21 protein-coding genes and 2 pseudogenes are annotated in these 26,849 nt (G+C 59.6%); 8 read left to right on the forward strand and 15 right to left on the reverse strand.

Translation table 11 applies throughout. The features are described 5' to 3' along the window. Window positions 1-405: 405 nt before the first annotated feature. Window positions 406-904: pseudogene (locus SB753_RS33400) on the reverse strand (tyrosine-type recombinase/integrase); the annotation flags it as partial. Between the two features lie 183 nt (window positions 905-1,087). Here SB753_RS33400 and SB753_RS33405 point away from each other — a divergent pair. After that, window positions 1,088-2,503, forward strand: a complete 1,416-nt coding sequence (locus tag SB753_RS33405; RefSeq protein WP_410804217.1) for an ISKra4 family transposase — start codon at window positions 1,088-1,090, stop codon at window positions 2,501-2,503. A gap of 555 nt (window positions 2,504-3,058) precedes the next feature. Here SB753_RS33405 and SB753_RS33410 read toward each other — a convergent pair. The 4 genes from SB753_RS33410 to SB753_RS33425 all read right to left on the reverse strand — a co-directional run bounded on the left by SB753_RS33410 (window position 3,059) and on the right by SB753_RS33425 (window position 7,876). Then, entirely contained in the window at window positions 3,059-4,042 is a 984-nt protein-coding gene (locus SB753_RS33410; protein WP_410804219.1) for an ATP-binding protein, read from the reverse strand. Between the two features lie 263 nt (window positions 4,043-4,305). After that, window positions 4,306-5,355 carry a DNA cytosine methyltransferase gene (locus SB753_RS33415; RefSeq protein WP_410804221.1) on the reverse strand — a complete coding sequence of 350 codons (1,050 nt, stop codon included), beginning with the start codon at window positions 5,353-5,355 and terminating at the stop codon, window positions 4,306-4,308. A 2-nt stretch (window positions 5,356-5,357) separates the two neighbouring features. Continuing rightward, the gene (locus SB753_RS33420; protein WP_410804223.1) at window positions 5,358-7,136 is read right to left on the reverse strand and encodes an ATP-dependent nuclease; all 1,779 of its coding nucleotides are present in this window, start codon (window positions 7,134-7,136) and stop codon (window positions 5,358-5,360) included. 455 nt (window positions 7,137-7,591) lie between these two features. Then, window positions 7,592-7,876 (reverse strand): HU family DNA-binding protein, encoded by a 285-nt coding sequence (locus tag SB753_RS33425; protein ID WP_410804225.1) that lies wholly within the window; start codon window positions 7,874-7,876, stop codon window positions 7,592-7,594. A 434-nt stretch (window positions 7,877-8,310) separates the two neighbouring features. Between SB753_RS33425 and SB753_RS33430 the strand changes: the two genes are divergently transcribed. Continuing rightward, a complete protein-coding gene (locus SB753_RS33430; RefSeq protein WP_410804227.1) occupies window positions 8,311-8,484 on the forward strand; it encodes a hypothetical protein in 174 nt (57 codons plus the stop codon). A 260-nt stretch (window positions 8,485-8,744) separates the two neighbouring features. Here the strand turns inward: SB753_RS33430 and SB753_RS33435 are convergent, their stop codons facing one another. From SB753_RS33435 to SB753_RS33455, 5 genes are all read right to left on the reverse strand, one after another. Beyond that, window positions 8,745-9,212 (reverse strand): HU family DNA-binding protein, encoded by a 468-nt coding sequence (locus SB753_RS33435; protein ID WP_410804285.1) that lies wholly within the window; start codon window positions 9,210-9,212, stop codon window positions 8,745-8,747. A 367-nt stretch (window positions 9,213-9,579) separates the two neighbouring features. After that, entirely contained in the window at window positions 9,580-10,614 is a 1,035-nt protein-coding gene (locus SB753_RS33440) for a YhcG family protein (protein ID WP_211617493.1), read from the reverse strand. Between the two features lie 44 nt (window positions 10,615-10,658). Continuing rightward, complete coding sequence (locus tag SB753_RS33445; protein WP_211617494.1) at window positions 10,659-10,937, reverse strand: HU family DNA-binding protein; 279 nt, start codon at window positions 10,935-10,937, stop codon at window positions 10,659-10,661. A 186-nt stretch (window positions 10,938-11,123) separates the two neighbouring features. Further along, complete coding sequence (locus SB753_RS33450; protein WP_211617495.1) at window positions 11,124-11,327, reverse strand: hypothetical protein; 204 nt, start codon at window positions 11,325-11,327, stop codon at window positions 11,124-11,126. Continuing rightward, entirely contained in the window at window positions 11,324-12,358 is a 1,035-nt protein-coding gene (locus SB753_RS33455) for a DNA-binding protein (RefSeq protein WP_410804230.1), read from the reverse strand. The genes SB753_RS33450 and SB753_RS33455 overlap by 4 nt, the downstream gene beginning before the upstream one ends. A 169-nt stretch (window positions 12,359-12,527) precedes the next feature. On the opposite strand from SB753_RS33455, the gene SB753_RS33460 reads away from it, so the two are divergent. The 3 genes and pseudogenes from SB753_RS33460 to SB753_RS33470 all read left to right on the forward strand — a co-directional run bounded on the left by SB753_RS33460 (window position 12,528) and on the right by SB753_RS33470 (window position 15,926). Further along, window positions 12,528-13,703 carry a tyrosine-type recombinase/integrase gene (locus SB753_RS33460; RefSeq protein WP_410804232.1) on the forward strand — a complete coding sequence of 392 codons (1,176 nt, stop codon included), beginning with the start codon at window positions 12,528-12,530 and terminating at the stop codon, window positions 13,701-13,703. A gap of 478 nt (window positions 13,704-14,181) precedes the next feature. Beyond that, window positions 14,182-15,075, forward strand: a pseudogene (locus SB753_RS33465) (NAD(P)H-binding protein). Between the two features lie 74 nt (window positions 15,076-15,149). Next, on the forward strand, window positions 15,150-15,926 hold the full coding sequence (locus SB753_RS33470) for an SDR family NAD(P)-dependent oxidoreductase (protein ID WP_114200422.1): 777 nt from the start codon (window positions 15,150-15,152) through the stop codon (window positions 15,924-15,926). A 244-nt stretch (window positions 15,927-16,170) separates the two neighbouring features. Here SB753_RS33470 and SB753_RS33475 read toward each other — a convergent pair whose 3' ends face one another. Further along, complete coding sequence (locus tag SB753_RS33475) at window positions 16,171-17,037, reverse strand: LysR family transcriptional regulator (RefSeq protein WP_410804234.1); 867 nt, start codon at window positions 17,035-17,037, stop codon at window positions 16,171-16,173. 172 nt (window positions 17,038-17,209) lie between these two features. On the opposite strand from SB753_RS33475, the gene SB753_RS33480 reads away from it, so the two are divergent. From SB753_RS33480 to SB753_RS33490, 3 genes are all read left to right on the forward strand, one after another. Next, a complete protein-coding gene (locus SB753_RS33480) occupies window positions 17,210-18,379 on the forward strand; it encodes an MFS transporter (RefSeq protein WP_410804236.1) in 1,170 nt (389 codons plus the stop codon). Between the two features lie 24 nt (window positions 18,380-18,403). Further along, window positions 18,404-19,402, forward strand: coding sequence for a zinc-binding alcohol dehydrogenase family protein (locus SB753_RS33485; protein ID WP_114200419.1), 999 nt, complete (start codon window positions 18,404-18,406; stop codon window positions 19,400-19,402). A 93-nt stretch (window positions 19,403-19,495) separates the two neighbouring features. Continuing rightward, window positions 19,496-20,035 (forward strand): hypothetical protein, encoded by a 540-nt coding sequence (locus tag SB753_RS33490; protein WP_410804239.1) that lies wholly within the window; start codon window positions 19,496-19,498, stop codon window positions 20,033-20,035. A gap of 117 nt (window positions 20,036-20,152) precedes the next feature. Here the strand turns inward: SB753_RS33490 and SB753_RS33495 are convergent, their stop codons facing one another. The 4 genes from SB753_RS33495 to SB753_RS33510 form a co-directional block, all read right to left on the reverse strand. Continuing rightward, window positions 20,153-20,722, reverse strand: coding sequence for a TetR/AcrR family transcriptional regulator (locus SB753_RS33495; protein ID WP_410804241.1), 570 nt, complete (start codon window positions 20,720-20,722; stop codon window positions 20,153-20,155). Window positions 20,723-20,881: 159 nt separating this feature from the next. After that, window positions 20,882-21,856 carry a LysR family transcriptional regulator gene (locus SB753_RS33500; RefSeq protein WP_410804243.1) on the reverse strand — a complete coding sequence of 325 codons (975 nt, stop codon included), beginning with the start codon at window positions 21,854-21,856 and terminating at the stop codon, window positions 20,882-20,884. A gap of 175 nt (window positions 21,857-22,031) precedes the next feature. Further along, on the reverse strand, window positions 22,032-23,534 hold the full coding sequence (locus SB753_RS33505; RefSeq protein WP_410804287.1) for an efflux transporter outer membrane subunit: 1,503 nt from the start codon (window positions 23,532-23,534) through the stop codon (window positions 22,032-22,034). A gap of 167 nt (window positions 23,535-23,701) precedes the next feature. Then, on the reverse strand, window positions 23,702-26,839 hold the full coding sequence (locus tag SB753_RS33510) for an efflux RND transporter permease subunit (RefSeq protein WP_410804245.1): 3,138 nt from the start codon (window positions 26,837-26,839) through the stop codon (window positions 23,702-23,704). Window positions 26,840-26,849 lie beyond the last annotated feature (10 nt).

Below are 26,849 nucleotides of genomic sequence, written 5' to 3' on the forward strand. Positions count from 1 at the left end.
AAGCGGCCATTATCCCTTCGTCGAGGTGTATCAATTCCTCAGTGCCGACGTGTATCAATTTACAGGTGCCGATGACAATCCATGAACGGGATTCACGGCACGGGATGTAATTCGCTTTCCCGTGATCGCGAAAGAGTGGCTTGCCACAGGCGCGCGGAACGAGGTCATCGCGATGCCAACCCGCGCTCGGCGTTCGCCGCATTCATATCCTCGACGGACATCGGGCTGGCTGGCACCGCAATGATGCCTCTGAGCCCTTTGATGCACCGGTTGGCAGGAATGCTAGATAACGCCCGGTTTCATGGTTCGCGACGAATTCGATTCGATCGCCAGTGGCAAGTCCGAGCTGGTTGCGCACTCCCGGAGGAATCCTAACGCATCTATTCAACCGCAGTTGCTGATGTCATAGCGCGCCTTCCGGCCCCTGCCCTGCTCGATGCACAGAGTCATACGTTGGCTGTCGACGTCTCCGACCTTCAGCCCGCCATTTCGCTGACGCGTAGCCCGGTGCCATAGGCGACCGAGAGGGCCGTCTGGTACTCGAAGTTGCCTGTTGCGGCGATCAGCCGCCCACTCCCTGGGGACGGAGTACAACGGGCAGTGTGCGGGGCACGCGCACGGGTTGCATCCGGGCCATCAATTCCGCTTCGTGGAGCGTGGTCTCGAAGAAAAACTTCAGCCCGGTGATCGCGGAGTTCAACGACGCCGGTGACGTGCCGTGATCGATGCAGCTGGTAACCCCGCAGGTTCCGACGGTGGAAGTATCAGGCGAGCGTCCAAGGTATCGGCAGAACTCGCGCACGGTGCGCTGATAGTTGGCCTGCGTCTTGGGGGAAAGCTGGCGCATGCGCTGGTCGTCGATCATGCGCTGACGCAGCGGGCTGCCGTTCGGTTGGGAGGTCATGATTCGGCTGCTGGAGAACGAGGCGAATCGCCTCATTCGCCAACATACAGAACCGCGCAGCCGCCCCTTCACGAACCACCGCGCTTAGCCGGTGTTGGAGATCGTTAATCTTGGGAGTGGACGAAATCTGGGGGAGCCAGCTCTGGTCTAAACTGCGGCAGTTGACCTACCGGGGAGACAGCCATGGAATTGCACTGGAAAATCCTTCTCCAACGACAGGGAACGGACCAGCCGGTCCCGGTTTGTTCGGTTAAGCGCCCAGTGAATGGTGCTACCCCAGCGGATTTCGGGTTGTCCCTCGCCGAAGCTCGTCAACTACTGGCTACGCTGCAACAACTCGTGACGCAAGACCAGATTAATGCCTACGATAAGCTTCGTCGGAACTGTCGAGAATGCGGCCGATATCGGCGCATCAAAGATTGGCGTCCCCGCACCTTTTCGACGGCACTTGGCAGAGTGCAGGTTAAAGTGCCGCGAGTCGTATCCTGCTTGTGCACGCCTGAGCCATACGATGACAACGGCGACTCTATCAGCCTGCGGTTTTCAGAGTGTTCCATTGAGCCCCTTCTGCCGACGCGGCGCACCCCCGAGTTAGCATACCTTTGCGCGAAACACGGTGCCTCCGTTTCATACCGTGAGGCCGCACGTTCCGTCGCCGATCTGGCGGGACTGCCAAGGCTATCACACACTACAGTCCGCAAGGAGACAGTTCAATGCGGAGAGTACGTCGAGAACGAACAGTTCCGGATTGGATGGCTCGCTGGCGGACGAAAACGCAACCGCGCCAGCCACCTGCGGATCGCGATCGATGGAACGGTGTTAAGCGCCAACCAGTTCCAGAAAGTTCGAAAGTTTGAAGTCATCGCCGGCAGGGTCGAGCGCGATGGCCAGATGGCCCGAAGATTTGTGTCTGCCTTGCAGCGTCCGAGCTTGGCCCGGGTTCTTGTGGCGGGCGCGCTCGATCAATGCGGTTGGGTCCCAACGACCTTGATCGATGTGATCTCGGATGGTGCTCGAGGAATGCGCTCACTGGTGACTTCCATAGCTCCTCGCGTATCGCCCAGGATTCTTGACTGGTTTCACATCAGCATGAAGATGCAAGCCATTCGATCTTCCATTTGCGCGTACAACTATTTCTCCAGGCGACCTGAGATCATGCTGCGATCACAGCGCCTTCTCGTCAGGGCGCGCGACGCACTTTGGCGCGGTCGGGCCGACACGGCAATCGAGATGCTCCGCACACTGGCCACCTCTTTGGCAATCGCTGCGGAAGAACTGACTTTCTTCTATCAGCTCGCTTCTGGTACAGCGTATCGCGCAACCGTCCGTCTGCTCACATTCCTCGCGCACAACAGAAAGGATCTTGTCGACTATCAGCGCGCCAGAATGGAAGGACGCCGGGTGTCGTCGGCGTCAGCAGAGTCCGTCATGAATCACTTGATCAATCGTCGTCTCTCAAAGCGGCAACAGATGCGTTGGTCCATGAAGGGAGCTCACTATCTGCTACAGACTCGCGTCGAGCTGCTTGATGGAAGATTGGAGAGCTGCTTTCGAGACCGGTATCCGCACTTCAGATCGCCCGAGGCGGTTCGACGTTGAACGAACACTCCCCCACTTTTCGTCCGCTCCCAACGTTACTGGACACGGCTAGCGCTAATAGTGACCGCCTACAGCCTGCGAGCAGCCCGGTGCGTCATTGTCCGGTCTGGCGTGAAGGCAGGGGCGAACGCCAATCAACTGCGTAAATGGGTTCGGCTCCATCGGCAGGCGCAAACGCGCGTGAGCAACGACGGCATGGCCGCTTCACCGTCGGCGTTCGTGCCGGTCGTCGCCATCGCCGATACGGCGTCGGCGCCTGCGTCGATGCATTCTGTGCCCATGCAGCCAGAACGACCGTACCCGAAAAGTCGACGAAGCAGCGTTGCCCGTCGACTGCCATGAAGCGAGGCCTTCCAAGCAACGTCTTTGCAGCAGGATGCGCTTCGAGCATCAGCCATGCTTCGAAAGCGCTGCGCCTGTATGGCGTCAGACGTCGCCCCACTTTCGGACTGACCACATCATAACGGTGCGCGCCACGAGGACGCGGCATCGCGTAGAGCGAAGTAAATCTATGCTCCGCCCCAGATCTCAACAGTGCTTCCGTGCCTCTTTAGCCTATCGGACAATGCGTGAACGGCCGGACGCTCGCGTCTGTATGCCTGCCAATTGCGCCTCACGCTCCCCGGCCTCGATGATGTCCCTTAGCACCGAACCCATATCGTTCGGCGTTGTGGTGAGTTTCATACTGAAGAACGTGCCGCGGAATGAGACGTCGCCTACGACTCGCGCCTGAAGCCGTCCCCAGACACCAGCCGTTCCGCTGCCGAGCATGAACCAGCCGAAGCTGGCCGCAAGTTCGCTGAGTATGTACAAGCCGAATCCGGAGTTATCGTAGACGTTCTCTTCCCCCGTACGTCCGCTTGTGCGCGAAATGCCTGGGCGACAAGCCAGTGCCAGCGCGTCGGCGTCTGTCGCAACGCCATGTGACTCGGAAAGGGTGTGGGCAATGCCAACACCCTCGTCTACGATTGCAATTTCGGCGCTCCCGTCCGCCCAACGCTGCGCGAAAATGAAGCATTCGGCCGCTTGCGAGTGTTCGAAAACATTCCGGATAACTTCCCGGATCGAATAGGTGTAGGTGCGTAACGCCTGAGAGTCGTCGAATGAGCCAGCGAGGACGCCGGCCACGTGTCGCGCTTCTTCCTCGATTGCCGCGTACCACTCTTCCAGGCTAGCAGAACTCACGTCGATATTCGGGCGCGATATCCGGGTAATCGGAATATAGGTCGGCCCGCCCCGAGCTTCGCCCACACGGTTTCCCTCATCCATGCCAATGAAATCGAAGAAACCCAGGTGCTTGAGATACGAGTGAACCGCATGGGTACTTTTGACCCCTTGTGAAGCCGACATGTAGCCGCAGGCGTGTCGGTAGTTCACCCACTCCCGAAGCTTTGAGCCGGCTACCAGAATCCCAGTAGGCGTAGCGTAGCCTAGCCGCGAAAAATCAACGGTAACGTCCTCATCGTCACGCGTGGCGTCCAGATCCGCGAATAGTCCCTGCAAACACAGGTAATCCAGCTTATTAGGCAACTTAACCATCGCATTCCTTCAATGCTAGCGAGCGCTTCAGAAAAAAAGGGCTATTGGCGCATAGGTGCGAGCGGCGCCTCGCTCTATCCACGGATGTCCTACCGACACACGCAGCGATTCAATATGCTCCTCGATAGCCGCTGTCGCCTTCTATTTCCCACCGTCAAACAGGATATGCCGCACCCGATCTGGCTCGCCGAATGCCACCATAGGGCATCACAAGCCGGAGCGCTCAAAACCCTGCAGGACGTCTGCATGCCAACTAAATGCAGCTATATACCGGCCGATGTCGGCTCGTTGATTTTGAGAAACTCCCGCCCGAACGCTTCCGCCATCTTGGGGGGCACAGCATTGCCGATCTGACGCGCCTTCGAGCTCAGCGATCCGATGAACCGATAATCTCTCGGGAAGGTTTGTAGACACGCGGCTTCCCTAACGCTGAGCGCTCGATCCTGCGAAGGATGTCCGAATCGCCCGTTCGAATAGCTGATGCAACGCGTTGTAAGGCCTGCCGCCTGCTTATCCCAAGCGAGACGACCATAGACATCACTATGTCCCGAATACGTCTTATGACACTCGAGCCAGAGAGACTTCGGCCATGACTCTCTGCCACCTCCTTCGGGTGTCGCTCGAATGCGGCGAAGATTGGTTTCGCTAAGCACCGCGGCTGCATGATCAGGATCCTTTGCGTGCGTTTGTCCTGCCCCGATGACAGGCAGATTGCGAATCCAGTCGCCTACCGTCGTGTAGCTCCCTTCGGGCATTCCCGGGCCATGCGTGGCCGCCGGTATTTGAACGGTAGCTTGCCGACTTGCAACGAGGACTAGACGTTCTCGCGTTTGAGGTACTCCATACCAAAGCGCTGGAACAACGCTACATTCAAATTGATACCCGAGCTTTCGCAACAGAGTCTGAAAGGCATGCAGCGGACCGCTGCGCCGAAATCTTTGCATACCAGGAACGTTTTCGATAAAAACGTACTCAGGCAGCCAAGCTTCAACGAATCGACCGAACTCCTTCAACAAGGTCCTTCGCGGGTCCGTACGCGTCGTCGTCTTATTTTGCCGAGAGAACGGCTGACATGGTGCGCAACCTGCAAATAGAAGTGGCTTTTCCCGAGCGCCGATGACAGGCTTCAAGACATCTGGCGCTAACGCGCGGACATCGCCTTCAATGAAAGTGGCGCATGGGAAATTTTCCCTGAAAGTAGCCGCGGCCTCAGGATCAATATCCAGTCCACCGAGGATCTCGAGTCCGGCCGCGCGAAAACCAGCGCTTGTTCCTCCGCACCCCGAAAAAAAATCAATGACTTGGATCGACATAGTTATGCCTTGTCAGCAACTACGAATGCTCGGATAGTCTCCGCCAATTTGAGCAGGTCTGCATCGCCGTCGGCGATTTCCGCAACTCTCCTACGCTGCTCGTTGAAAATTTCCTCTCGGTTTGGGTCATCCTCGTTATCAACCAGACCGAGACTTTGCCTGGCGAGTTTAGCAAAGCGCAATTTCGGATCAGTACCGTCAGCGAGTCCCACCTTTGACAGGACAAAGGCTTCGGGGTTATTACCCCCCGGCAGATATCGGACATAACGGAAGCACCAACCGAGAAACGCACGCCGCCCATCCGCTAACTGCGTAGCTTTTTCCTCGGCGGTGCCACTATCTATTGGAAACTTAACATCACTATCGCAGAGATCTTTCACCAGAGGCCCAAGTTCTTCGTCTATCAGCAACTGCACGGCCCTGTCGTCGGGCCAAGGCTTTTGGGGGACCTGGTCGCCATCTAGCAAGCAGAGCACGTCATTCCGCTTTTCAGCAGAATACGGGGGCAAATAGTGGTTGAACAGCACAGAAGCGCCCCCCGGGAAAAATCGAAACTTCAACAGGCTCAAAAGTTGTGGCGCATGGGCACGTAAGGCTCTCCTTGCGATCTCGATCGCAAGTCGATCCTCCGCCAAGATCGTCTTAAAACCGACCACGGGCTCGCCTATCTGGAGAAACGCCTCCTCGGGCATTGCTCGTTGTGCCGCCAGTACTACCCGAGAGCTGCCGCTCTCAACTGCCAACACCTTGATTGCGTCTGGTGGCAGACCACGGATTAGCGCTGGCGAATGCGTTGTAAATATTATCTGATGCTTGTGCTGGACAACCTGTTCAGCCAAAAAATCAAGCAAACGCTCCTGCGCCCCGGGATGCAGTGAGACCTCCGGTTCGTCGAGTAATATCAAGGAGCGAGGCTTTGCACGCATCACTTTCGTAACCAGATTGACAGTGGCGAACTCTCCGCTACCAGCGAATGCTTCTGTATATCTAAAGCTTGGATCGGCAATGCGGGCCGTTAGACCTTCCAGCCGGAAGAATCGATGATTGATCAATCGAATTTCTTCGTAGCTACGATCCAAAATGGTTCGAACGGCGCTAGTCTCTTCGTCCGTGAGGGGACCATTCTCGCCTCCGACGACTCTCTCGCAATAGTAAATATAACTTTCGTTGGCGCTATCTATAGCGCCTTTCAAGTGCGGAGCTCGCCCCCTGATGAACGCTTTTTTTTCTGCAAAGGTACGTTCTTGAGAAAAGTCCCCATAGTAGAAGTAGCGGTCAAACGCGCTCAGAGCATGCCGGAAATCGATGAGTTCTACGTCCTTCGCGATCGTCTTCCAGCGGGTCTGTAAACGATTCGGATCTGCGGGGTCGCGTGCCGGCATTCCAGCCATTCCGTATCGTCGGATCGGACGCGACGGCTCCCAGTAGTCGGGATCCCCCTCCTTTCTAACGCGGGTCTTAAGCACCTCGACCACCCGACCTAGATGTCCATTCCGGTAACCGTAAACGAAACAGTTCGGAAAGTTGTCGCCTTCAACGATTGGGTCTGTCTCTGTGGAAAACCAGTAATTGCCTAGATTATTGTTCCCTGGAGCACCGTATAGCGCCCGTAACAAAGAGCTCTTGTTGGTCCCGTTCGCGCCCACCAGCGCAGTGATGGGGAAGGTGAAGTCGATCTGGGTAAAAGGAACAACGTTTTTATACTGCGGGAATCGAATGTGACGAATATACGGCTCAAGTTGGTGATGAACTAACAGTTTTCTAAGTACCGTCTCCTTCACACAGCCCCCGATCGGCATCCGTTTTTAATAGCGCAATATTATAACCTTTTGGAGATTGTGTTTCTTCCGGCCACCAGACACGGCAGGCGCATGTGGAGGTCGAGGCGGGACCAGCCGACCTGGATCGTCGAATGCCGCTGCAAGATACCGGACACCGAGCCTCACCGGACGTGAGCGGGGGATCGGTCAGACGTGGATCAACGCGGCCTCGACATCGGGCCAAGTGCGTGTCTTTAAATCGAGATACCCGCGAGACACGCCTCACGGATAGTCTCATACGGCGAAAACCTCTCACAGGTCGGCACATTAGCAGCCTTTATCACGAGGCCGCATCGAGCCCGCGATCAGCAAACCTGAAGTATTGTCATACGGTATTTGCTTTGGCCGTGGTTCGCCAGCGCCGCATCCGCTCAACCACTGACGATAAGGGCAGAACGGTCTGCTGGCCGCTTCCTTCAGCCGCCGGCACCGTTCACCGCATCCTTGAATGCCTTGCCCGCCGTGAACTTGACCGTCTTCGCCGCGGCAATGTGGACTTCCGCCCCCGTGGCTGGATTCCGGCCGGTCCGCGCAGCACCTTTCCCGGTCGAAAACGAGCCGAATCCAATCAGCTGCACGGTGTCGCCCTGCGTGACCGTCGTGGTGATGGTGGCGATCATCGCATCGATCGTCTCAGCCGCCTCAGCCTTGGTAGTGCCCGTCCGGGTGGCGACGGAATCAACGAGTTCCTGCTTGTTCATGTTTTTCCTTGCAGCGGATGGTGAGGTGACGTCGCCACCCTATCCGATCCTCCCGGCAGCCGCGCAATCGGCGCACGCCGGAGCCAACGTCGGGATGTTTCCCTGGCACCGCGTAAGTGACCGCACGACGGCGACAGCCACCGCGAGTTTCGCCTCGGTTAAGATGCATGCGGCGGCCAAGTTAAGGCGGCGACGGCCGATCGTGAGACACAAGACCGCACCAGGCTTCCAACAGTTTCGCCCTCCTGGCCGCCACCGGCTCCCGGAGCTGGCTACCTCTCCCGAAGACCGCTCGCGCGGCTGTCGACTGTCCAGAAACGAAGGGGCGGATAGCCCCAACTATCCGCCCCTTCACTGCCGGCCAGTTCTGCTCCCTTGTCTCGCTGAGCCGCCTATATTGCTAAAGACGCCGTCCGTCACCTCAGGAGCCCAGCATGTCTACCGATCCTTCCGATACCGTCCCCGATCCCGCACGGCCATCGCCCGGCGCGACGGGCGAAGCGCCACCCAGCACGGCACCCGTCTCTTCTGACGACCACGTTCCCGACGCCGACGCCGCCGAGCCCGCTTCGCACGAGCACCTTCCGCCCCGGTCGGACGATAACTGACCGCCCTCTAACCCAGCGACGGGCATCCTGCAGAACCAGCGAGCAACACTGTTCCGGCGCGCTTAGCTGCCTCTTGCGCGAAGGGCCCACACGGTGACGCCTCTTAAAAAGCATCTGTCCGGAAATGAAGGGTATGAAAGCCACAACTTTCGTTCGCTCCATTTTCGTCCAACTGCCAGCGGCCGTCCCGGGTTGACTCGTTCTCGCGCCTCATGTTGCGCAGTGGACCCGCATCAAGGTCCAGCGCGATCTCGAACTTGTCACCTCGCGTTGACCGCATCCTTGAACGCCTTGCCCGCGGTGAACTTGACGGTCTTCGCCGCAGGGACCTGGATCTCGGCGCCGGTAGAAGGATTACGTCCCACGCGCGCGGCGCGTGCCCCGGTCGAAAACGAGCCAAAGCCGACGAGCTGAACGGCGTCCCCTTTCGTGACTGCCTTGGTCACTGTCCCGATGAACGCGTCGATCGTCTCGGCTGCGGCCGCCTTACTCTGTCCCGTCGCGGCGGCGACGGCGTCCACCAGTTCCTGCTTGTTCATGTTTCGTTCCTTTTTCAAAGTTCGCGATGCCGCCACCCTACCCCTCGGTCCGCCGCCATGCAACCGCAGCCCGCATCGGGGTTCCGTCCGGTGCGAGCGTAAAGGATCTGGTGGCGAAGGCCGACGGCGGCCCGGGTGAGAACTGACGAGGAATTGCGGGTGGCCAGTGTTGATAACTGCTATTATCATCACTGCGTTTAATGCCCTAAATCCGGGGTTGCGGGACTCGACCCGAGACCCCGCGCGGCTTTCCAGCCACTTGTTTTCCGTTTTCTATTACTGCATGGCCAACCGGTCGCTTCCTATCACGCTTACGCGCGCCTATAGCCGCACCGGCTTCACCGCGCTGCGTGCGTTCGTGCAACGGGTGCCATCGGCGACCATCGTCCGATGAAGTAAAAGTAAGAGCGTTTTCGAAGTAAGAGTAGTAGCGGCGGCGGTCGCGGCCGTATTCGTGCATTGCTTTGAGCGCGACTCTTCGCTGCAAACCGTTCATCGTTCCGGGCTTATGTCTCAGCGGTTCCGCGCTCAGCGCCGAAGGCAGCACGCTAAAACCTCATTTTTCCGGCTTGGCCCGCAACCGCAGCCGCGCTGCCTCGATGGACTGGTGAAGTTTGGCCTGCAAGGTCTCGCGGGAAGGCAGCACGGTCAGGTATTCAGCGACGTGAATGCCGCTCCTGTCCAGTTCGAGCAGTTCGATCTGCTCCTGTTTCTTGCCGGCGCAAAGGATAATGCCAAGCGGGGGCAGTTCGTCCGGTTCCTGCTCATGTTTCGCCAGCCATCGTAGATACAGTTCCATCTGGCTTTTGTATTCAGCCTTGAATGAGCCAAGCTTCAGTTCGATTGCCACGAGGCGCTTGAGCTTGCGGTTGTAGAAAAGCAGATCGATGTAGAAATCATCGTTATCAATCTGCAGCCGCTTCTGGCGGGCCACAAATGTGAAGCCAGCGCCGAGTTCAAGCAGGAATTGCTGCATCTCGCGCAGGATGGCGTCTTCGAGATCCTTTTCAAGGTAGTGATCGTTCAGGCCGAGGAAGTCCAGCACATACGGGTCTTTCAACAGCACGTCCGGCTGTACGCGCCGCTCCTGCCGTATTTGCGCCAGATCATGCCGGATCGCGTCTGCGGATTTCCGCGAAATCGCACTGCGCTCGAAGAGCATCGAATCCATGCGCTCCTGCAATTGCCGGGACGACCAGCGTTCGAGCCGACAGAGCTCAAGGTAAAACTCGCGCTTTAGCGGGTCGTCGACATACATGAGCGTCTTGATGTGCGTCCAGCTCAATTCTCTCCGCACTGCGGAGAGAATTGCCTCGTCCTGGAAAATCTCTGCGGCCCGCAGGCAGTGCCGCAACTGCTGCTCACTCCAGCCGCGGCCATACTCAGCGGTAAGCGCGCCCGCCAGCGATGCGATCACCTGCCGGCCGTACTCCGCACGTGCACCGCCCAGCACCTCTGCCCGGATGCGGTGTCCAATTCGCCAGTACAGCAGCGACAGTTCAGCATTGACGGCCGCCGCCGCGCGCTCACGCGCCGAATCAATCAGCTCCCGGACTTCATTCAGGAGCGGTATGGGCGTAAGTGCATTCATGCTCGCTGGAACTCCCGAGTCAGGAAACGGTGCCAGTCATCCGGTCACACGCCATTGACCGCATCCTTGAACGCCTTGCCCGCCATGAATTTGACCGTCTTTGCCGCAGCGATCTGCATTTCAGCTCCGGTGGCGGGATTACGGCCAACCCGGGCCGCGCGCGCACCGGTGGCAAACGTACCGAACCCGATCAGCTGCACCGCTTCGCCGTTCGCGACCGCGCCCGTCACTGCACCGATGATCGCATCGACGGCAGCCGCCACGGCCACCTTGCTGTTGCCGGTTGCTGTCGCGACCGTATCAACGAGTTCCTGTTTGTTCATGATTTTCCTTTCTGTCGAAGAGCGCACGTCAATCGCCCCACCTGCGTCGCCCAGCCTGACACCTTACAGGACGCCGCACATCCCGGCAAACCAGGCGCCGTAAGGCCGCGCAGGATCTGGCCAACAAAACTCTCCGCATCGCGGAGACAATTACCTGACTCGTGCCGGCGCCTGGCGTGTCGTGTTTCAGAACAGTTGCCCAGTCAGGGCCAGCAGGTTCGTCCATTTCACGTTACTGCGAAAAATCCGGCCGTCGTCGCCGACCGACTCGATGATGGCGCGCTGGCCGCTCGCCTCGGCAACGACCCGCACCGTCCGCTCGCCATATTGCATCAACGCACCGATTGGCGGGCAGACCGCTGGCCTGCGCCTTCCGGGCGCCTTCTTCATGTCGCCGCACCCTTCGATGCACGTCGCTTGCGAGCGGGTGACCCGGTTTTGCCGACTGCGCCTTTTGACTGCGGCGAGCTCCGGCGCGCCCCGGTTCCCGGGCGTGATGCGGGCGCAGTGAGCGGCTGGCGCCGCAGCATCTCGAGTTCCTGCACGTACGCGCTGTTGGCCGCCCGGATTGCATCGAGGTGCCCCTGCAGCACGCCCGCCTGATGGCGCGCGTCGCCCAGCTGCGCCTGCAGGGTTTCCAATGCGCGGCGATGATCGGCGTCCTTCCGGTCCGCGCGACGCGTGGCTTCGTCCAGCTCCTTCAGCAGCTTCGTTGCGGTACTTCGCTCGCGGTCGATCTCGAGCAGGGCGCGCTTTTCGGACGCTCTGAGCCGCTCCTCTGCGCGTTCCGCCGCTTCCCGCTGCTTAGCCAGATCGCGCGAAAACCCTTCCCTCACCGCATGGAGTTCGCGATCGCGCGCGGCCAGCGCCGCCCTGAGGCGCGCCACTTCCCCCTCGAGCGCCTTTCGCTGCGCATGCCCTTCGGCCTGCACCCTGTCCAGTTCCCGGACCTCGACCTGTGCGGCCAGCAGCGCGGCGGTGCGCTGCTCGAGCGCGGACTCGGTGCGACCCAGTTCGTCGCGGGCCGCGACGACCGACTGCTGCGCCTCGGTCCGCTGCGCCTCGACTTCAATGCGCAACCCGTCGAGCGCCGCCTCCGCTGACGCGGACGCGCGGGTCCACAGGGTGGCGACCAGTTCGCCGGCGGCCGCACCGAGATCGGCGGGCAGGTCGGGATGGTCGATGCGTACCCGGCTTTTCTCGCGCAGTTCCGCCCAGAACTCGCCGAGCACGGCGGTCGGCGTGCCCATGCTGCCGCGCCGGACGAGCTGATACAGACGGTTGGCGGTCGGCGTGATGCCGTGACGGAAGAACAGCAGCGCGCACACCTCGCGATACAGCTCGCGCGTCTTCGGAAACGTCGCCTTCAGACGCTCGATCTCGGCGGCCAGCGCCGCGTCGGGGGACAGCACGTCGCTCATGAGGATTTTCACCGGTGAATTTTGCGGAATATTACTACGTAAACCGGCTATTTCCTAACCCTACCTCCGCGTAATTTTGACATTAACCGTATAATGTTGAAATTATATGGCGGAGGTGCGACACTCGCCGCGTGACACCCCGAATCCGCCCGCGCCGCTCCCCACGCCCATGAAAACTGTCCTGATCGCCCCGCGCCCGCTTGACGCGCTCGAGCTGCCCGCCGATCTCGACGGCCGCGACGGCACCAACCGCGCGCACGGCCACGCGCAGATCGCCGCCCGCGATGATCTGGCCGCAGTGCGTGCGTGGCTTGCGCGCGTCGCCGACAAGAAGACGACCTTCGAGAATTACCGCAAGGAAGCCGAGCGGCTGCTGCTGTGGGCGATCGTGCAACTGGGCAAGCCGCTGTCGTCGCTCACGCACGAAGATCTGCAACTGTTCCGGCAATTCCTGAAAGACCCACAGCCCCACGCGCGCTGGGTCGCCGACGCCGGACGCAAGTACCCGCGCCAGGACCCGCGCTGGCGTCCGTTCTACGGGACGCTCCGGCCAAGCAGCCAGTACCAGGCGATGGTGATCATCAACGCGCTGTTCGCGTGGCTCGTCGAAGCCGGTTACCTGGCGGGCAACCCGCTATCGCTTTCGCGCCAGCGCACCCGCCGTTCAAAACCCCGCATCACCCGCTACCTCGACCGCGAGCTGTGGAACGAAGTGAAGCACCATATCGACAGCCTGCCAAAAGACTCGCCCCGAGAGCGCGAGCGCTACCTGCGCGCGCGCTGGCTGTTCACGCTCTTCTATCTGGGCGGCCTGCGTATCTCCGAGGTCGGCGGCAACACGATGGGATGCTTCTTCTGCCGCCGCGATGCCGACGGTCACGAGCGCTGGTGGCTCGAGGTTCTGGGCAAGGGCGACAAGGAGGGACTGGTACCCGCCTCTGCCGAAATGATGGTGGAACTGGGGCGCTACCGGCGTGAGCGCGGCCTGTCCGCCCTGCCTTCAAGACATGAGGAGACGCCGCTCGTACTGCCGCTCGGCAAATCGATGAAGCCGCTCACCCGCGCCGCGCTGCACACGATCGTCAAGGGCATCTTTGCCGGCGCGGCCGAACGGCTCCGGCTGCGCGGCGCCGGATTCGCAGCACAGGCGGATCTGCTCGAACAGGCCTCCGCACACTGGCTGCGCCACACCGCCGGATCGCATATGGCCGACGGCGGTGCCGATCTGCGGACTGTGCGCGACAACCTGCGGCACGCGTCGCTGACGAGCACCAACCCCTACCTGCACACGCCTGACGAACAGCGCCACCGGGAGACCGAGGAAAAGCACCGTATCGAATGGTAAAGGCGCCGCTGAACACGGCACCGTGACCTTCCGGCTTGTGTGGCAGCGGCTCACGCTGCTGCCAAGCGATACGGAGAGGCGCGCGTCGAGATCATCCCCTCAACTGCCGGGCATCACGGCTTTTCGCCTCGAACAAACCTGAGGAGTCGTGGCGCCGTACGCAGCTGCATGTCGCCCCTCCTCGCCACAGGAATGCTTGATTAACATTGACACATGTGCAATTGCACATATAAAGTGCTCGACATGCACATCTCCCGCAGCCGACACCCTGTCGTCCTCGCAACCCTCGAAGCCGCCGTGGTATCCGGGATTTGTTCATTGCGCAGAAGAAGCTCGGCACGACAAGCATTCGCGAATATCGTTTGAGCAATGATTCGCCCTTTTATGTGCATTTACACATGTTGGCGAAGTGGACCGGCGTTCCGCAAAGAATGCCAGTCATTTCGCCATCCATACAACCTGAGAGAGGAAGAAAGTCATGAGCACAGATCTCGTACTGGTATCTGGAGCCACCGGTGAAACAGGCGGCTACACGGTCCAGTGTCTTCTTGACCAAAAGCTTGCCGTTCGAGCCCTGGTCCATAGGGACGATAGTCGCGCAGAAGCGTTGCGGATCATGGGCGCCCAGGTGGTTGTCGGCGATCTCCTGGTCCATGACGATGCAATCCGGGCGCTGGCCGACGTCAGTGCAGCGTACTTCTGCTATCCGGTTCGCCCAGGGATCATTCCAGCAACGGCCTATTTTGCCGACGCGGCCAGGCGGGCAAACCTGAAGCTCATCGTCAATATGTCGCAGATCTCTGCGCGAGAGGATTCAAAAAGCCACGCAGCACGCGATCACTGGATTGCCGAGCGCATCTTTGACCGGTCGGGTGTTCCCACCACACATCTTCGTCCCACCTTCTTCTCGCAATGGCTGTTGTACCCACACTCACGCACAGCGATTATCGAACAAGGCATCATCGACCTGCCGTATGGAGCGGGTCGCCATGCGCCGATTGCAGCGGAGGACCAGGCGCGCCTGATCGCGACAATACTCGCTGCCCCGGATGGACACGCCGGAAAAACCTACAACCTCCATGGACCGGTCGAGCTTGATTAGTCCGGAATCGCCGCAGCGGTAAGCGAGGTCTTAGGTCGCAAGATTATCTATCAGCCATCGACCATCCCACAATATCGCGAGCGCCTGGAGAATGCGGGCCTGCCGGAATTTCTAATTCAACACTTCTGTGCCATCGCCCTTGACTACAAGGACGGAATTTTTTCCGGCGAAGACGATGTTATTGCGAGACTCACAGGGAAGCCACCCATGACCGTTCAGGCATTCGTTTCCAAGCACCGCAACCAATTCGAAGCCGGTATCGGAATCTGAACGCTCGGTCGGCGCAACGGCCTGCATCTAACGCCAGAATCGCAGCACCAAATATTACCAATAGGAGAAACGAAGTGAATGTAGATCTCACGGGCAAAATCGCCCTCGTCACGGGTTCAACAGAAGGCATTGGTTTTGCTATCGCCCACGCGCTTCATAACGCCGGGGCCGACGTTGTCGTAAACGGTCGCACCAGACAGAAGGTCGATGCGGCCATTGCGCGCCTTGGGGGCCGCGCGCGGGGTCATGCCTTCGATCTCGCCACCGCCGATGGTTGTCATGGCCTGATCGAAGCCGAGGTCGAACCAGACATCGTCGTAAGCAACCTAGGGATTTTTCAACCTCAGGATTTTTTTGATACCGATGACGAGATCTGGGATCGTCACTGGCAGACAAACGTCATGGCGGGTATGCGACTCGCCCGTGCATATTTGCCAAGGATGGCAGAAAAGGCGTGGGGTCGTTTCGTCTTCCTGGGTTCGGAATCCGCATTCAACGTCCCGGTCGAAATGATTCACTATGGCATTAGCAAAACGGCGGACGTGGCGCTCGCTCGTGGCCTCGCGAAGCGTATGGCAGGCACAGGCGTGACAGTGAATTCCGTCCTGCCCGGGCCGACTTTTACTGAGGGAGCGGGCGAAATGCTTAAGGACCAAATCACGGCCGACAGGTCCTTTGAGCAAGTCGGTATTGACTTCGTGAAAACCCATCGACCAACCTCCATCATCCAGCGACCCGCAACAGTAGAAGAGGTCGCGAACATGGTGGTCTATGTCGCCTCGAAGCAGGCATCAGCGACGACCGGTGCTGCGCTCAGAGTCGACGGTGGGGTGGTCGATTTCATCGTTTAACATCGGCCTTCGATCATCCAGATCGCTACCTCTCGCTACCCTCATTGACCGGGATAGGCTGGCTTCGCGGCTGGTCAATTCAATGCGCTTGCTCATTGTGCTTCGGCATGAGGCGGATAGATACCGCGTCTGCTATCCGTCAGAGATTCCCGGATAGCCGCTACCTCGCCGTCTGACTTGCGGCCGAATGACCTGCTGCTTTTCGCAAGGAGTCTTTATTGCGGGTGGCAGCGAACTATTCGTTTTACTGCTCGCCATTGTCAAAGTCATTGACGAACTTTTCCGCAATGAAATCCATTACAAGGCGCACGGCCGCCTGCCGTCGCATGTCCACGTGGGCGATAAGATAAATGTCACGCGACAGTTTGTCTGCGTCCACAGGCAGCGCGATCACGCGTTTATCGTCCGCCGCAAAAAAATCAGGCAATGCGGCAATCCCCAGACCTTCGCGCGCCGCGGCAAGCTGGCTCACCAGATCGTTACTCCTGAACCCGATCCGGCGGCCATCCGCGAAGTCAAGTAGCCATACTTGCTCCGGTACGTGATCGAGTGCCGCGTGATAAGCAATGAACTGCCATTCGCCGGATGGCCGGCTGATGTAGCCTTGCGCTGCATACAGCCCATACGTCATGCTTCCGATCCTCCGGGAAACATAGCTTGGTTCGGTAGGTTGAGTCAGGCGAACGGCAATATCCGCCTCCTGACGACTCAGCGAGATCATCGGCTGAGTGCCCAGGAGCGTCAGTTCAATTTCGGGATGCCGTGAAGCAAGTTCGGCAAAACGCGGCGCGAGGAAGACGCTCGCGAACGCAGGCGGTGCACTGACCGTGACTCTCGCCCGCGCTCCCGTCTTACGGCTTCGTACTGCCCTTTCCAATGCATGAGCCTGCGCCTGCATGCCCTCGGCGCCGCGCGCAACGTCAAGGCCCGCATCGGTTAGCCGCCAACGTCTCGCGAGACGGTCCACCAACGTTTCTCCCAGAGCGTGCTCCAGCGCTGCGATACGCCGCGCAACCGTCGCGTGATCCACCTGCAGCTTGCGCGCCGCACCCGACAGAGTGCCAGCCTCCGCCAGGGCGATGAAATGTCTCATGTCATTCCAGTCGAACATTGGTGCAAATTCTCACAAGCGATGTGAATGCTTTCAGGGTTCCCGGCTTCCGGTACCAGTGCTATTTTTCATGACGCTTGACATCTTATCGTGATGCCGGCGCCGGTGCATACGCCGCATCTCGCGGCATCCATTGATAGCGATGGAAGTTAACGATTTCCGAGGAGCCAGGTTGATCAGGATTCTTCCCTTATGCCTCGGCACGTTTGCGCTTGGCATCGACGCGTACATCATGGCGGGCTTGCTGCCCGGCATCGCCAATACCTTCGCGGTCTCTGCCTCCGTGGCAGGTCAAACAGTCACAATCTTCACTGCGTGTTATGCCGTTGCAGCGCCGGTGTTTGGCGCGCTGACGGCAGGCAAACCCGTGCGGCGCGTGCTGGGCGCAGCGCTGGTCCTTTTCACGCTCGCGAACACGCTTAGCGCGCTCGCAACTAGCTTCCCCGTTCTGCTCCTGTCGCGCGCGGTGGCAGGAGTCGGCGCAGGCCTATATGGTCCCAGCGCCTTCAGTGCTGCTGCAAGCATGGTTTCTCAGGAACGACGAGGCCGCGCACTCGGTCTCGTTGTTGGCGGCCTGGCGCTAGGCACCGCCGTCGGCGTACCTTGCGGTCTCATTGTCGCTCACGGTTTCGGCTGGAGAAGCGCGACGTGGCTGATAGTGGCGCTAGGTGGAATCGCATTGACGGGCGTCGTATCGCGGATGCCGGAAATCGCCGCTTCGACACCACCTTCGCTTCGCCAACGCGTTGCAGTACTGGTCGATCCACGTGTCGCTGCAACTATTGCTGTTTCATTCGTCACATCTGCGGCATCAATCGGGCTTCACACCTTCGTGGCACCGCTGCTGCGCGCGAGCGGCGGCATCACTGACCCGTTGCCCTATCTGTGGGCCTGGAGTGTAGGCGGGGTTCTCGGCATCTACTTCTGTGGCGCGCTGATCGACGCCACCAGCCGCCCGGAATGGGTGATGTCCCTCGTACAGATTCTGATGGTCGCAGTTTTCGGGACCTTGGGACCAGCGCTGCCGTATCCCGCAGCGGCTCTTGCCCTGTTTGGTCTCTGGGGCGCCGCGGCGTGGTCCTCGCAGGCGCCCCAACAACACAGATTGCTGACTTTGCATCCGGATAAAGCAAGCATCGTCGTCGCATTACAGAGCTCCGCGCACTATCTCGGTAGCGCTGCTGGCGCTGCGCTGGGCGGGCTCGCCCTTGCCGCGGGCATTCGTCTTACTCAGTTGCCGCTGTTATCTACGGCACTGGTCGTCATCGCCCTGTCAGGGCAACTCGGCATTGCCATCTGCGCGAAGTCGGACCAGATCCGCTCTCGCCCAGGCGAGGCATGATCCCAATCAAAGAGGAAATTCTCAATGAAAGCCATTCAGTATCGAACATTCGGGGGCCCCGAAGTCCTCGAATACGTCGGATTGCCCGACCCCGAGCCGCGAGCGGGCGAAGTGCTGATCGAAACCACTGCTATCGGTGTTAATTTTCCGGATATCCGGGAGCGCTTGGGTGTCTATAACCGGGCGGAGACGCAGGTCGGCGGCGTGACGCTGCCTCAAGTCGGCGGGCTCCAAGTGGTCGGCCGTGTGCTCAATGCCGGCACGGAGGCGCACGCTCACCTGGTTGGACGCAAGGTGATGGCCCTGATGTCGAAGGGCGCTTACGCGCAACGTGCAGTGGCTCGCGCTGACATGCTCGTTGAACTCGAAGACGATACCGATGATGTCGTCATGGCGAGCGTGGCTTGTCAGGGAGTGACTGCATTTCTCGCTCTTCAGGTTTGCACCGTGCTGCGCCCGGGCGAAAGCGTGCTGGTTCATGGCGCAGCCGGCGGCGTCGGCAACCTCGCCGTCCAGATTGCGAAAGTACTCGGTGCCGCAACGGTAATCGGGACTGCGAGTTCAGACAGCCGCCGAGCCTTCGTCCTGAGCCGTGGCGCCGACCATGCGATTGCGTATGACTCGCCGCACTGGCCGGAATCGGTCTTGAGCCTCACTGACGGGAAAGGCGTCGACGTCATCCTCGAAACAATCGGAGGCGACGTCTTCGAAGAGAACTTCGCCTGCCTTGGCATGCTCGGCCGATGTGTTGTAATCGGTTCGACGCGCGGCCCCGGCGAACCTGTCGCGCCGCGTCGGTTGATGGCAAAAGCGCAAACGCTGACCGGAGTCTATCTCCCCTCATTTTTTCAGCGCCCAGATCTTATCCAGCGTGGTCTGCGCTTCCTGAAAGACGGCATTGGACAAGGACTGATTCGACCCTGGGTCGCCGCTACGTTCCCGCTCAGCCGCGCGGCCGATGCGCATGCCATGCTCGAACGCCGCGAGGTCCAAGGCGTCATCGTCCTCGATCCGAGGTACTGATCAGTGGCGCTGCTCCAAGGCGTTCGCGCAGGTCAGCTCATGGCCCCGCCTGCTGAACGTTCTCCCTGAAAGATCCCAATCCCAAGCTTATTTATGAAAAAAAATTACGTCGTCGCCGCCGCGCTCGTTGCTACGTTAATGTCTGCAGGTGCGACGCAGGGCGCGGAAACGGATGCGGCTCCTCTGAATCTTAGCTCTGCGCACCCATTACCCGATGGATCGCTTGAAGATGTGAAGAACCGCTTCAGGCAATTGACGTTGGCGGCAAACCGGCACGACGCCACGGCCATAGAGAAGATGTTCTGGGACTCGCCATCAGCGCTGCTGGTCGCCAAAAGCGTCGATCCGGCGGAAGGAAGCTGGGCGGGTTTTTGGGGATCTGAATCAGTGGCTCACAAGCTTCAGGACATATACGCTGCGGGCACCCTCACCCTGTTTCCTGACTGGCCAAAGCTAAAAGTCGTGGGCATTTCTTCAACAGTCGCACAGACGTATGCGCCGATGAAAATCGCCGTCAACTACGGCGGCCAGGATCCATCTCCGCGTCCATTTATCATGATCATTCAATGGCTGAATCTGGATGGTCAATGGAAAATCGCGTCGGAAATCATCTTGCCAGTGCCGTCGCCCTGACCCGCCCCGGTTCAGTCCGAACGCGCGATATAGCCGCAAGTTGCCGCCGATCCAAGTCGTCGTTGTCGATGAAGTTGCCCGCCGCCTGTCATAAACATGCCTGGTGCCATGAAATGCTCATGGCACCAGCGCTTTTTTGGCCTCTCGGAGGATAGATGACGACAGTTGCTCGTCGTTCACCATACGCGCCATGGTAAGTGCGCCCATCATGGTTGATAGCATGACAAGCGCCTTCTTCCTCGCCGCCGCGGGTGGCAGTTCGGTGAGACGGCTTGCGATCAGGTTAATAAGGTTCACGATGCCCTCCGTGGCCGCGTCGCGCACTTCGTCGCTGGAGCGTGCCAACTCGCTTGCGAGTGCGACGAAGGGACAGCCGCTGCCAGGATCGTCCCGATGCTCCAGAGAAAGATAGTCGTTGATCGCGACGTTCAGACCCCGAACGTCGGTCGAACGCGACAGCGACGCTTCCATCGATTCGCGCAGCGAACCGGCGGCGAGTTGTAGCGACTCCAGTACTACATGTTCCTTCGAAGTGAAATGTTTGTAGAATCCGCCGTGCGTCAGGCCCGCCTGCGACATAAGATCGGCGACGGCAGTCCCGTCTATGCCGTTTTCCCGAAACCGGCTGGACGCCGCCTCGATGATGCGCTGGCGGGTCTCGGCCGCCTCCTGTCTGGATTTTCTCATGACCTCGATGATCTTTCGTGAATTTAGATTTGATATAACATCTAGCTCGCTGCTGCAAGTCGGAAACGCACTCATTGCGTAGGGAGCGATATGAAGTGTCGCGCCCTACGGATCCACCACCCAGCGCGGGGCACCCCGTTCTCCGCTAGCCGCTCGCCATCAGTTGATCAAGGGCGCGTCTGTGCCGACGCGATAGCCACTTAAAGACGGATCCCCAAGATCAGGGTTATCCAAAAGTAAGGGACTCTTTTCGAATAGCTCCGCCGCCCACTCCACAAAGACTCGTGCTTTAAGTGCAACCTGCCGGCGGTGTGGAAATACGGCTGCAACCCGCATCGGCCTTGGCTGCCACTGAGACAGCACTTCGACGAGTGTGCCTGAGTTCGGGTACGGCGCAAGTATGAACCGCGGAGCCTGAATCAACCCCATGCCACGAGCACTGCATATCGCACCGGCCTCCGCGTCGCTGATTGAAAGCACAGCCGGCACGCCGACCTCGACCGCATCACCGTTGATGTCAAACATGAAGTTCGCGACTTTTCCGGTAGCATGTGAGAGGCATTGCACTGCAAGATGTTGCTGGAGATCCTCCATGCGTTGAGGTTCGCCGTAACGGAGAAGATAGTCGGGGCTGCCAGCGGTCACTATCTCCAGATCACACAGTCGGCACTGGATGACGCCTGGGTCTTCAGGTTCCCCCATACGGATTGTACAGTCGAGGTTCTCATGGCTCGGGTGAACGGGTTCATCATCCAGTCCGATCATCAGCTCGAGATCAGGGAACCGCTTGTGAAAGTCGGCGATGGCTGGCAAGACGACAATCCTTCCAAGCGCCATCGACATCTGCACGGAAAGCCGACCTCGCGGTCCGTGCTGAGCGCTAGCCAGCATCTCTTCCGACTCACTGATCTCAGCCAGAATCCGTATGCAATGCCGGTAGTATTCCGCCCCCTCCGGCGTAAGGTTTAAGCGTCGGGTTGTCCGCTGCATCAGACGAATCCGCAAGTGTGCTTCCAGCTTCCTGACGACAACTGACACCGTCGAACGCGGAAGACGGAGCGCGTCCGCCGCACGGGAAAAGCTGTTCAGCTCAACCACCTTGGCAAACACCTGCATTGACTGAAACCGGTCCATATCGTCTCATTTCCTGCCGTGTGCCGTCGAGAACCGCCATAAGCACGTAGCAACCGCGAACTGTTTCAACCGATGTACACGCAGACCGTTGCAGAAACCGCTCTTTTCGGCGACTCGACGGCGTAATCAGACAACCACCCTGGTCACGGAGGACACAACGCAACGGCCAAACCTCTCATCTGACCGGAACGGCCGCTGGCGAACTATTGGTTGCCACCCGGGCGTCGGGGGAGATGTCCCAGCCGCCGCCCAGCGCACGAAATGCCCCGACCGCGGCGCGCGCCGCGTCCGCGCGTGAGCTGTCCAGACCGTCACGCGCGACGAGGAGTTGACGGTCCGCGTCCAGCACATCTGTGAGGGTTATGGCCCCTGCTCTGTAGGCGCGTTCGGACAAGTCGCGGGCGCGCGTCAGTGATGCCACTTCACCCTGCAACTCCTGCCGTCGAGCCTCTGTCTGGGAAAGCGCTGTGAACGCGTTCTCAACATCCTCAGCGGCCTTGAGCACCGCCTGGCGATACAGTGCAAGCGCCTCTGCGTTCGCGCCTCGCGCCTGCTTGACCTCCGCATCCACCTTCCCGAAGTCAAACAGACGCCACCGAAGCGCTCCCGTACCGACCGGCTGAAACGCTGCCGCGGTAAAGAGGTGATTGGTGCTCACGCTGTCAAAGCCAAGCGCGCCAGACAGGGAGATCTTCGGGTAATAGCCCGAGATTGCCGCGCCGATCCGCTCACTTGAAGCGGCCACTCGCCGCTCCGCCGCGATGATGTCAGGTCTACGCCTCAAGACGTCCAGTGGCTGGTCGTTATCGTCAATCTTCGGGATCGCGGGGATGGTGGAGGAGACGGACAGTTCATGCGCGTACGTTCCCGGCTGCGCACCCATCAGCACATCCAGGCGGTTTAGTTGCGCCTCAAGCGACGTGCGCAGGATAGGTACAGTGGACCTTGCCTGTTTTAGCAGCGCCTCGGCCTGGGCAATCTCCCTCTCGTCCGCCGCGCCCGCGCGACGCCGCACCCGGACAAGCTCAAGAAGGCGTCCGTCCGTGTCAATCTGATCCTGCGCCACCGCAAGCCGCGTCTGGAACCCTCTGACCTGCAGGTATGCATCGGCGGCGTCGGCGGCCACCGTAATCCGCGTGCCGAGTTGCTCAGCCTCGGCCGCCTGCACTTCGTCACGCGCCGCAGCGGCGCTGCGGCGCAGTCCGCCGGCCAGATCGATTTCCCAGCTCGCAGCAGCCCCAACGTTGTACTCGCGCTGATCGCGACTGTAGCCAGGAAACGTTCTCGCGATCGTGCCGACCGGACTTACCAGGCTCTGGTGTTCAGCGGTGCCCGTCGCGTCGAAATCGAGCGTTGGCAGAAGCTGCGCGCCCGCCCCCGCTGCGACCGCCCGCGCCTGCTGAACGCGGGCAAACGCTGCCGCAAGGTCCAGGTTCTGCGCAAGAGCACGCTGAACGACGGTTACAAGCATTGGATCATCAAATCCGGTCCACCAGGTGTCGAGGTGCGGAGACGGTCTGGCCGCTTGCTGGGTGCTTGTCTCAACCCGGCTATGGAACGGCATAAGCTGCGTAGTGGGCGCCGCATAATCTGGCCCCACCGCACAAGCCCCCAGGCCCGTCGCGATTGCTACGCCCGCGCATATAACACGGAGCAGGCTCGTTGAAGGTCGGCGCATGACCGTTTGACGTCCGTCTTCAGCCGGCTGCCGCCGGCACCCCGTTTTCGCTCCGCTTATCTCGGGCAGATATGGGGCGCCGTCATGCGGCTCGTGTCGAAGATTGCCAGCTTCACTATGCGAACCTGAAACACACATTAGTCTGCGAGCAAAGGCAGTAGTGAAGATCATGTGCGCTCCTTACGGCCAAATTTGCGGATGAAAACATAAAAGGCAGGAGTGAACAGAAGTCCGAAGCACGTCACACCCAGCATGCCGAACAGCACCGCCGTTCCCAGCGACTGGCGCATTTCAGCGCCTGCTCCTGTGGCGACCGCGAGCGGCGCCACTCCGAGGATGAAGGCAAAAGACGTCATCAGGATTGGACGCAGGCGTGTGCGTGCAGCGTGCACCGCGGCGTCAACCGGTGCGGTCCCCTCGTCCTCCTTCTGACGCGCAAATTCGACTATCAGGATGGCATTCTTCGCAGCCAGTCCGACGAGAACGACGAAGCCGATCTGCGCCAGGATATCGATGGGCATGCCGCGAGCGATCAGGCCAGTGACCGACGCGAGAATACACATCGGTACGATCAGGACGATCGCAAGCGGTAGCTTCCAGCTCTCATACTGCGCGACGAGAACGAGAAACACGAACAGCGCAGCTGCTCCGAATACCAGGAGCGTGGGCGTGCCGTGTTGCTGCTGCTGGTAAGCCAGGTCCGTCCATTCGAAGCTGATACCCTGCGGCAGCACCTGATGGGCAAGCTCTTCCATGCGATGGAGTGCTGTACCGGTGGCAATGCCTGGCGCTGCGACGCCCTGAACTTCCGCGGCAGGATACAAGTTGTAGCGAGGCACCCGATAGGGAATCGTACGGTTCTCCATTTGCGCCACTGTGCCGATCGGCACCATTTCACCGAACTGGTTTCGCGCTTTTAGACGGGTGATGTCCTGAGGGGTATGCCGGAATTGCCCGTCAGCCTGAACAATGACCTGATAAGTTCTGCCAAGGTAGTTGAAGTCGTTCACGTACTGTGAACCCAGATAGACTTGCAGTGCGGAAAACACATCCGTGGGTGTGAGCCCGACCTTTTCGGCCTTTACGCGATCAATATTCGCGAAAACCGATGGTGACCCCGCATTGAACAGGGTAAAGACTCCGGCAAAACTTGGATCCCTGTTGGCCGCAGCAACAAGGGCATTCGCCGCATGCACGAGCGCCTCTGACCCAAGTCCCGCGCGGTCCTCCAGCATCATCTTGAACCCGCCTGAATTGCCAAGACCCTGCACAGGAGGCGGCGGAATGGTCAGCACATAAGCGTCCTTGATGACGGAAAGGCGTTTGCGCAGGTCGGCCAGTACCGTGTTCGCGGTCACTCCCGGAATCTCGTGGTTGTACAGCGACGGCAACCCCGAAAAAATCGTTCCCGAGTTTGACGCCACGGTCAACGTTGTTGCGTCAAGCCCAACGAACGGGGCAACGTGTTCAATTCCGCGCGTCGTCAGGATAATGTCAATGGCATTTCGGACCACTTTCTCTGTACGGTCGAGTGCCGCGCCCGGCGGAAGTTGAACCACGGTAATCAGATAACCCTGATCCTGCTCCGGAATAAAGCCGGTTGGCGTACGCGAGAACTCAAGACCCGTAATGCCAATCAGCACGACGTATATTGCGAGAACGACGGTGAGTCCACGAACGATACGACGTGTGACGTTTCCGTACCCGAACGACAGTCTGTCAAAGCCCCTGTTAAAGCGATCAAAGCCAGCGTGTAGCAGACGCTGCGCGAGGCCCCCGTGCGACGCGATATGCGGCTCATGCGACTTGAAGAGCACCGCGCAGAGGGCGGGACTCAGCGTAAGCGACACAAAGCAGGATATGACAGTCGATGCTGCGATCGTCACCGCAAACTGGCGAAAGAACAGCCCGGAAATCCCGCTAAGGAAGGCGGACGGGATGAAGACCGCACATAGCGTTAACGCAATCGACAGCAGTGCCCCGCCCACCTCGTCCATCGTCCGGTGGGCCGCCTCGACCGGCGACATGCCAGAGCGCATGTTGCGCTCGACGTTCTCGACTACGACGATCGCATCATCAACCACAATGCCGACCGCCAGCACGAGGCCAAACAAAGACAGGTTGTTTAGCGATATTCCGAACGTGGCGAGTACGATGAACGACCCAAGCAGGGAGACCGGAATTGCAACGACGGGGATAATCGTGGCCCTCCAGTTCTGCAGGAAAAGAAAGACGACGCCAACAACCAGCAGGATTGCGACGAATATGGTGACAATCACCTCGTCGACCGATTTGCCGATAAAGATGGTCGGGTCGTAGATGATCTTGTAGTCCATTCCTGCGGGGAACTCATTCTTTAGCCCGCGCATAGCGGACAAAACCTGCTGCTCGACTGCAAGTGAGTTCGCACCGGGCTCCGCGTAGATGAGCAAGGTCGAAGCGTTGTCACGGTCCATGAAAGCGGTTGAGCCGTAGTCTGCGGCGCCGACTTCGACCCGGCCAATATCGCGTATCCGCGTCACGCGACCCTGTGCGTCGGACTTGACGACGACGTCGGAAAATTGCTGTGGCGTGGACAGCCGGCCGAGCGCCTCTACGTTTATCTGGTACGCGTCGCTGCCCGCCGTGGGCGGCTGGTTCAGGACACCAGCCGATACCTGCAGGTTCTGTGCGCGTAGTGCTGTGAGCACTTCACTCGCATTCAGATTATTGGCTGCGACCTTGTCGGGGTCGATCCAGATACGCATTGCGTACTCACGGGCACCCTGGAACTGCACGTCGCCGACGCCTTGCAGACGCGCTAGCGTGTCCTTCACGTGCAACGTCGCGTAGTTCGAGAGATAAAGTGTGTCGCGCGTTCTGTCAGGTGAGTACAGGTGAACAGCCAGCAAAATGCTAGGTGTGGACTTTCTCACCTGAACGCCAAGGCGCTGGACGTCTTCTGGCAGGCGCGGTAATGCATCCTGAACCCGATTCTGTGTGAGCATCTGCGCGACGTTCAGGTCAGTGCCGATACGAAACGTAACCGTGACCGTCAACCGGCCGTCTCCCGTGGACTGGCTGCTCATGTAGAGCATGTTCTCAACGCCGTTGATCTGCTGCTCCAGCGGCGTGGCCACTGTTCGCGCAATCGTTTCGGCCGACGCACCCGGATAGGATGTCGTCACCTGCACAGTCGGTGGAACGATCTCCGGGTACTGCGCGACGGGAAGCACGAACATCGCGCCCAGGCCAATTAGCGTCAGAAAGGCACTGACCACCGTCGCGAAGCGCGGCCTGTCGATAAAGAAATGGGCAATACGCATGGCTTCACTG

Source organism: Paraburkholderia sp. SIMBA_053 (genome assembly GCF_046534895.1).
Taxonomy (GTDB): Bacteria; Pseudomonadota; Gammaproteobacteria; order Burkholderiales; family Burkholderiaceae; genus Paraburkholderia; species Paraburkholderia caledonica.

Excerpts from the sequence above, each read along its gene's own strand:
- SB753_RS33505 (WP_410804287.1), bottom strand. The coding sequence starts at position 23,534 with ATGCGCCGACCTTCAACGAGCCTGCTCCGTGTTATATGCGCGGGCGTA.
- SB753_RS33460 (WP_410804232.1), top strand. The coding sequence starts at position 12,528 with ATGAAAACTGTCCTGATCGCCCCGCGCCCGCTTGACGCGCTCGAGCTG.
- SB753_RS33425 (WP_410804225.1), bottom strand. The coding sequence starts at position 7,876 with ATGAACAAGCAGGAACTCGTTGATTCCGTCGCCACCCGGACGGGCACT.
- SB753_RS33430 (WP_410804227.1), top strand. The coding sequence starts at position 8,311 with ATGTCTACCGATCCTTCCGATACCGTCCCCGATCCCGCACGGCCATCG.
- SB753_RS33475 (WP_410804234.1), bottom strand. The coding sequence starts at position 17,037 with ATGTTCGACTGGAATGACATGAGACATTTCATCGCCCTGGCGGAGGCT.
- SB753_RS33450 (WP_211617495.1), bottom strand. The coding sequence starts at position 11,327 with ATGAAGAAGGCGCCCGGAAGGCGCAGGCCAGCGGTCTGCCCGCCAATC.
- SB753_RS33415 (WP_410804221.1), bottom strand. The coding sequence starts at position 5,355 with ATGTCGATCCAAGTCATTGATTTTTTTTCGGGGTGCGGAGGAACAAGC.
- SB753_RS33455 (WP_410804230.1), bottom strand. The coding sequence starts at position 12,358 with ATGAGCGACGTGCTGTCCCCCGACGCGGCGCTGGCCGCCGAGATCGAG.
- SB753_RS33495 (WP_410804241.1), bottom strand. The coding sequence starts at position 20,722 with ATGAGAAAATCCAGACAGGAGGCGGCCGAGACCCGCCAGCGCATCATC.
- SB753_RS33410 (WP_410804219.1), bottom strand. The coding sequence starts at position 4,042 with ATGGTTAAGTTGCCTAATAAGCTGGATTACCTGTGTTTGCAGGGACTA.
- SB753_RS33510 (WP_410804245.1), bottom strand. The coding sequence starts at position 26,839 with ATGCGTATTGCCCATTTCTTTATCGACAGGCCGCGCTTCGCGACGGTG.
- SB753_RS33445 (WP_211617494.1), bottom strand. The coding sequence starts at position 10,937 with ATGAACAAACAGGAACTCGTTGATACGGTCGCGACAGCAACCGGCAAC.
- SB753_RS33490 (WP_410804239.1), top strand. The coding sequence starts at position 19,496 with ATGAAAAAAAATTACGTCGTCGCCGCCGCGCTCGTTGCTACGTTAATG.
- SB753_RS33440 (WP_211617493.1), bottom strand. The coding sequence starts at position 10,614 with ATGAATGCACTTACGCCCATACCGCTCCTGAATGAAGTCCGGGAGCTG.
- SB753_RS33500 (WP_410804243.1), bottom strand. The coding sequence starts at position 21,856 with ATGGACCGGTTTCAGTCAATGCAGGTGTTTGCCAAGGTGGTTGAGCTG.
- SB753_RS33435 (WP_410804285.1), bottom strand. The coding sequence starts at position 9,212 with ATGATAATAGCAGTTATCAACACTGGCCACCCGCAATTCCTCGTCAGT.
- SB753_RS33405 (WP_410804217.1), top strand. The coding sequence starts at position 1,088 with ATGGAATTGCACTGGAAAATCCTTCTCCAACGACAGGGAACGGACCAG.
- SB753_RS33485 (WP_114200419.1), top strand. The coding sequence starts at position 18,404 with ATGAAAGCCATTCAGTATCGAACATTCGGGGGCCCCGAAGTCCTCGAA.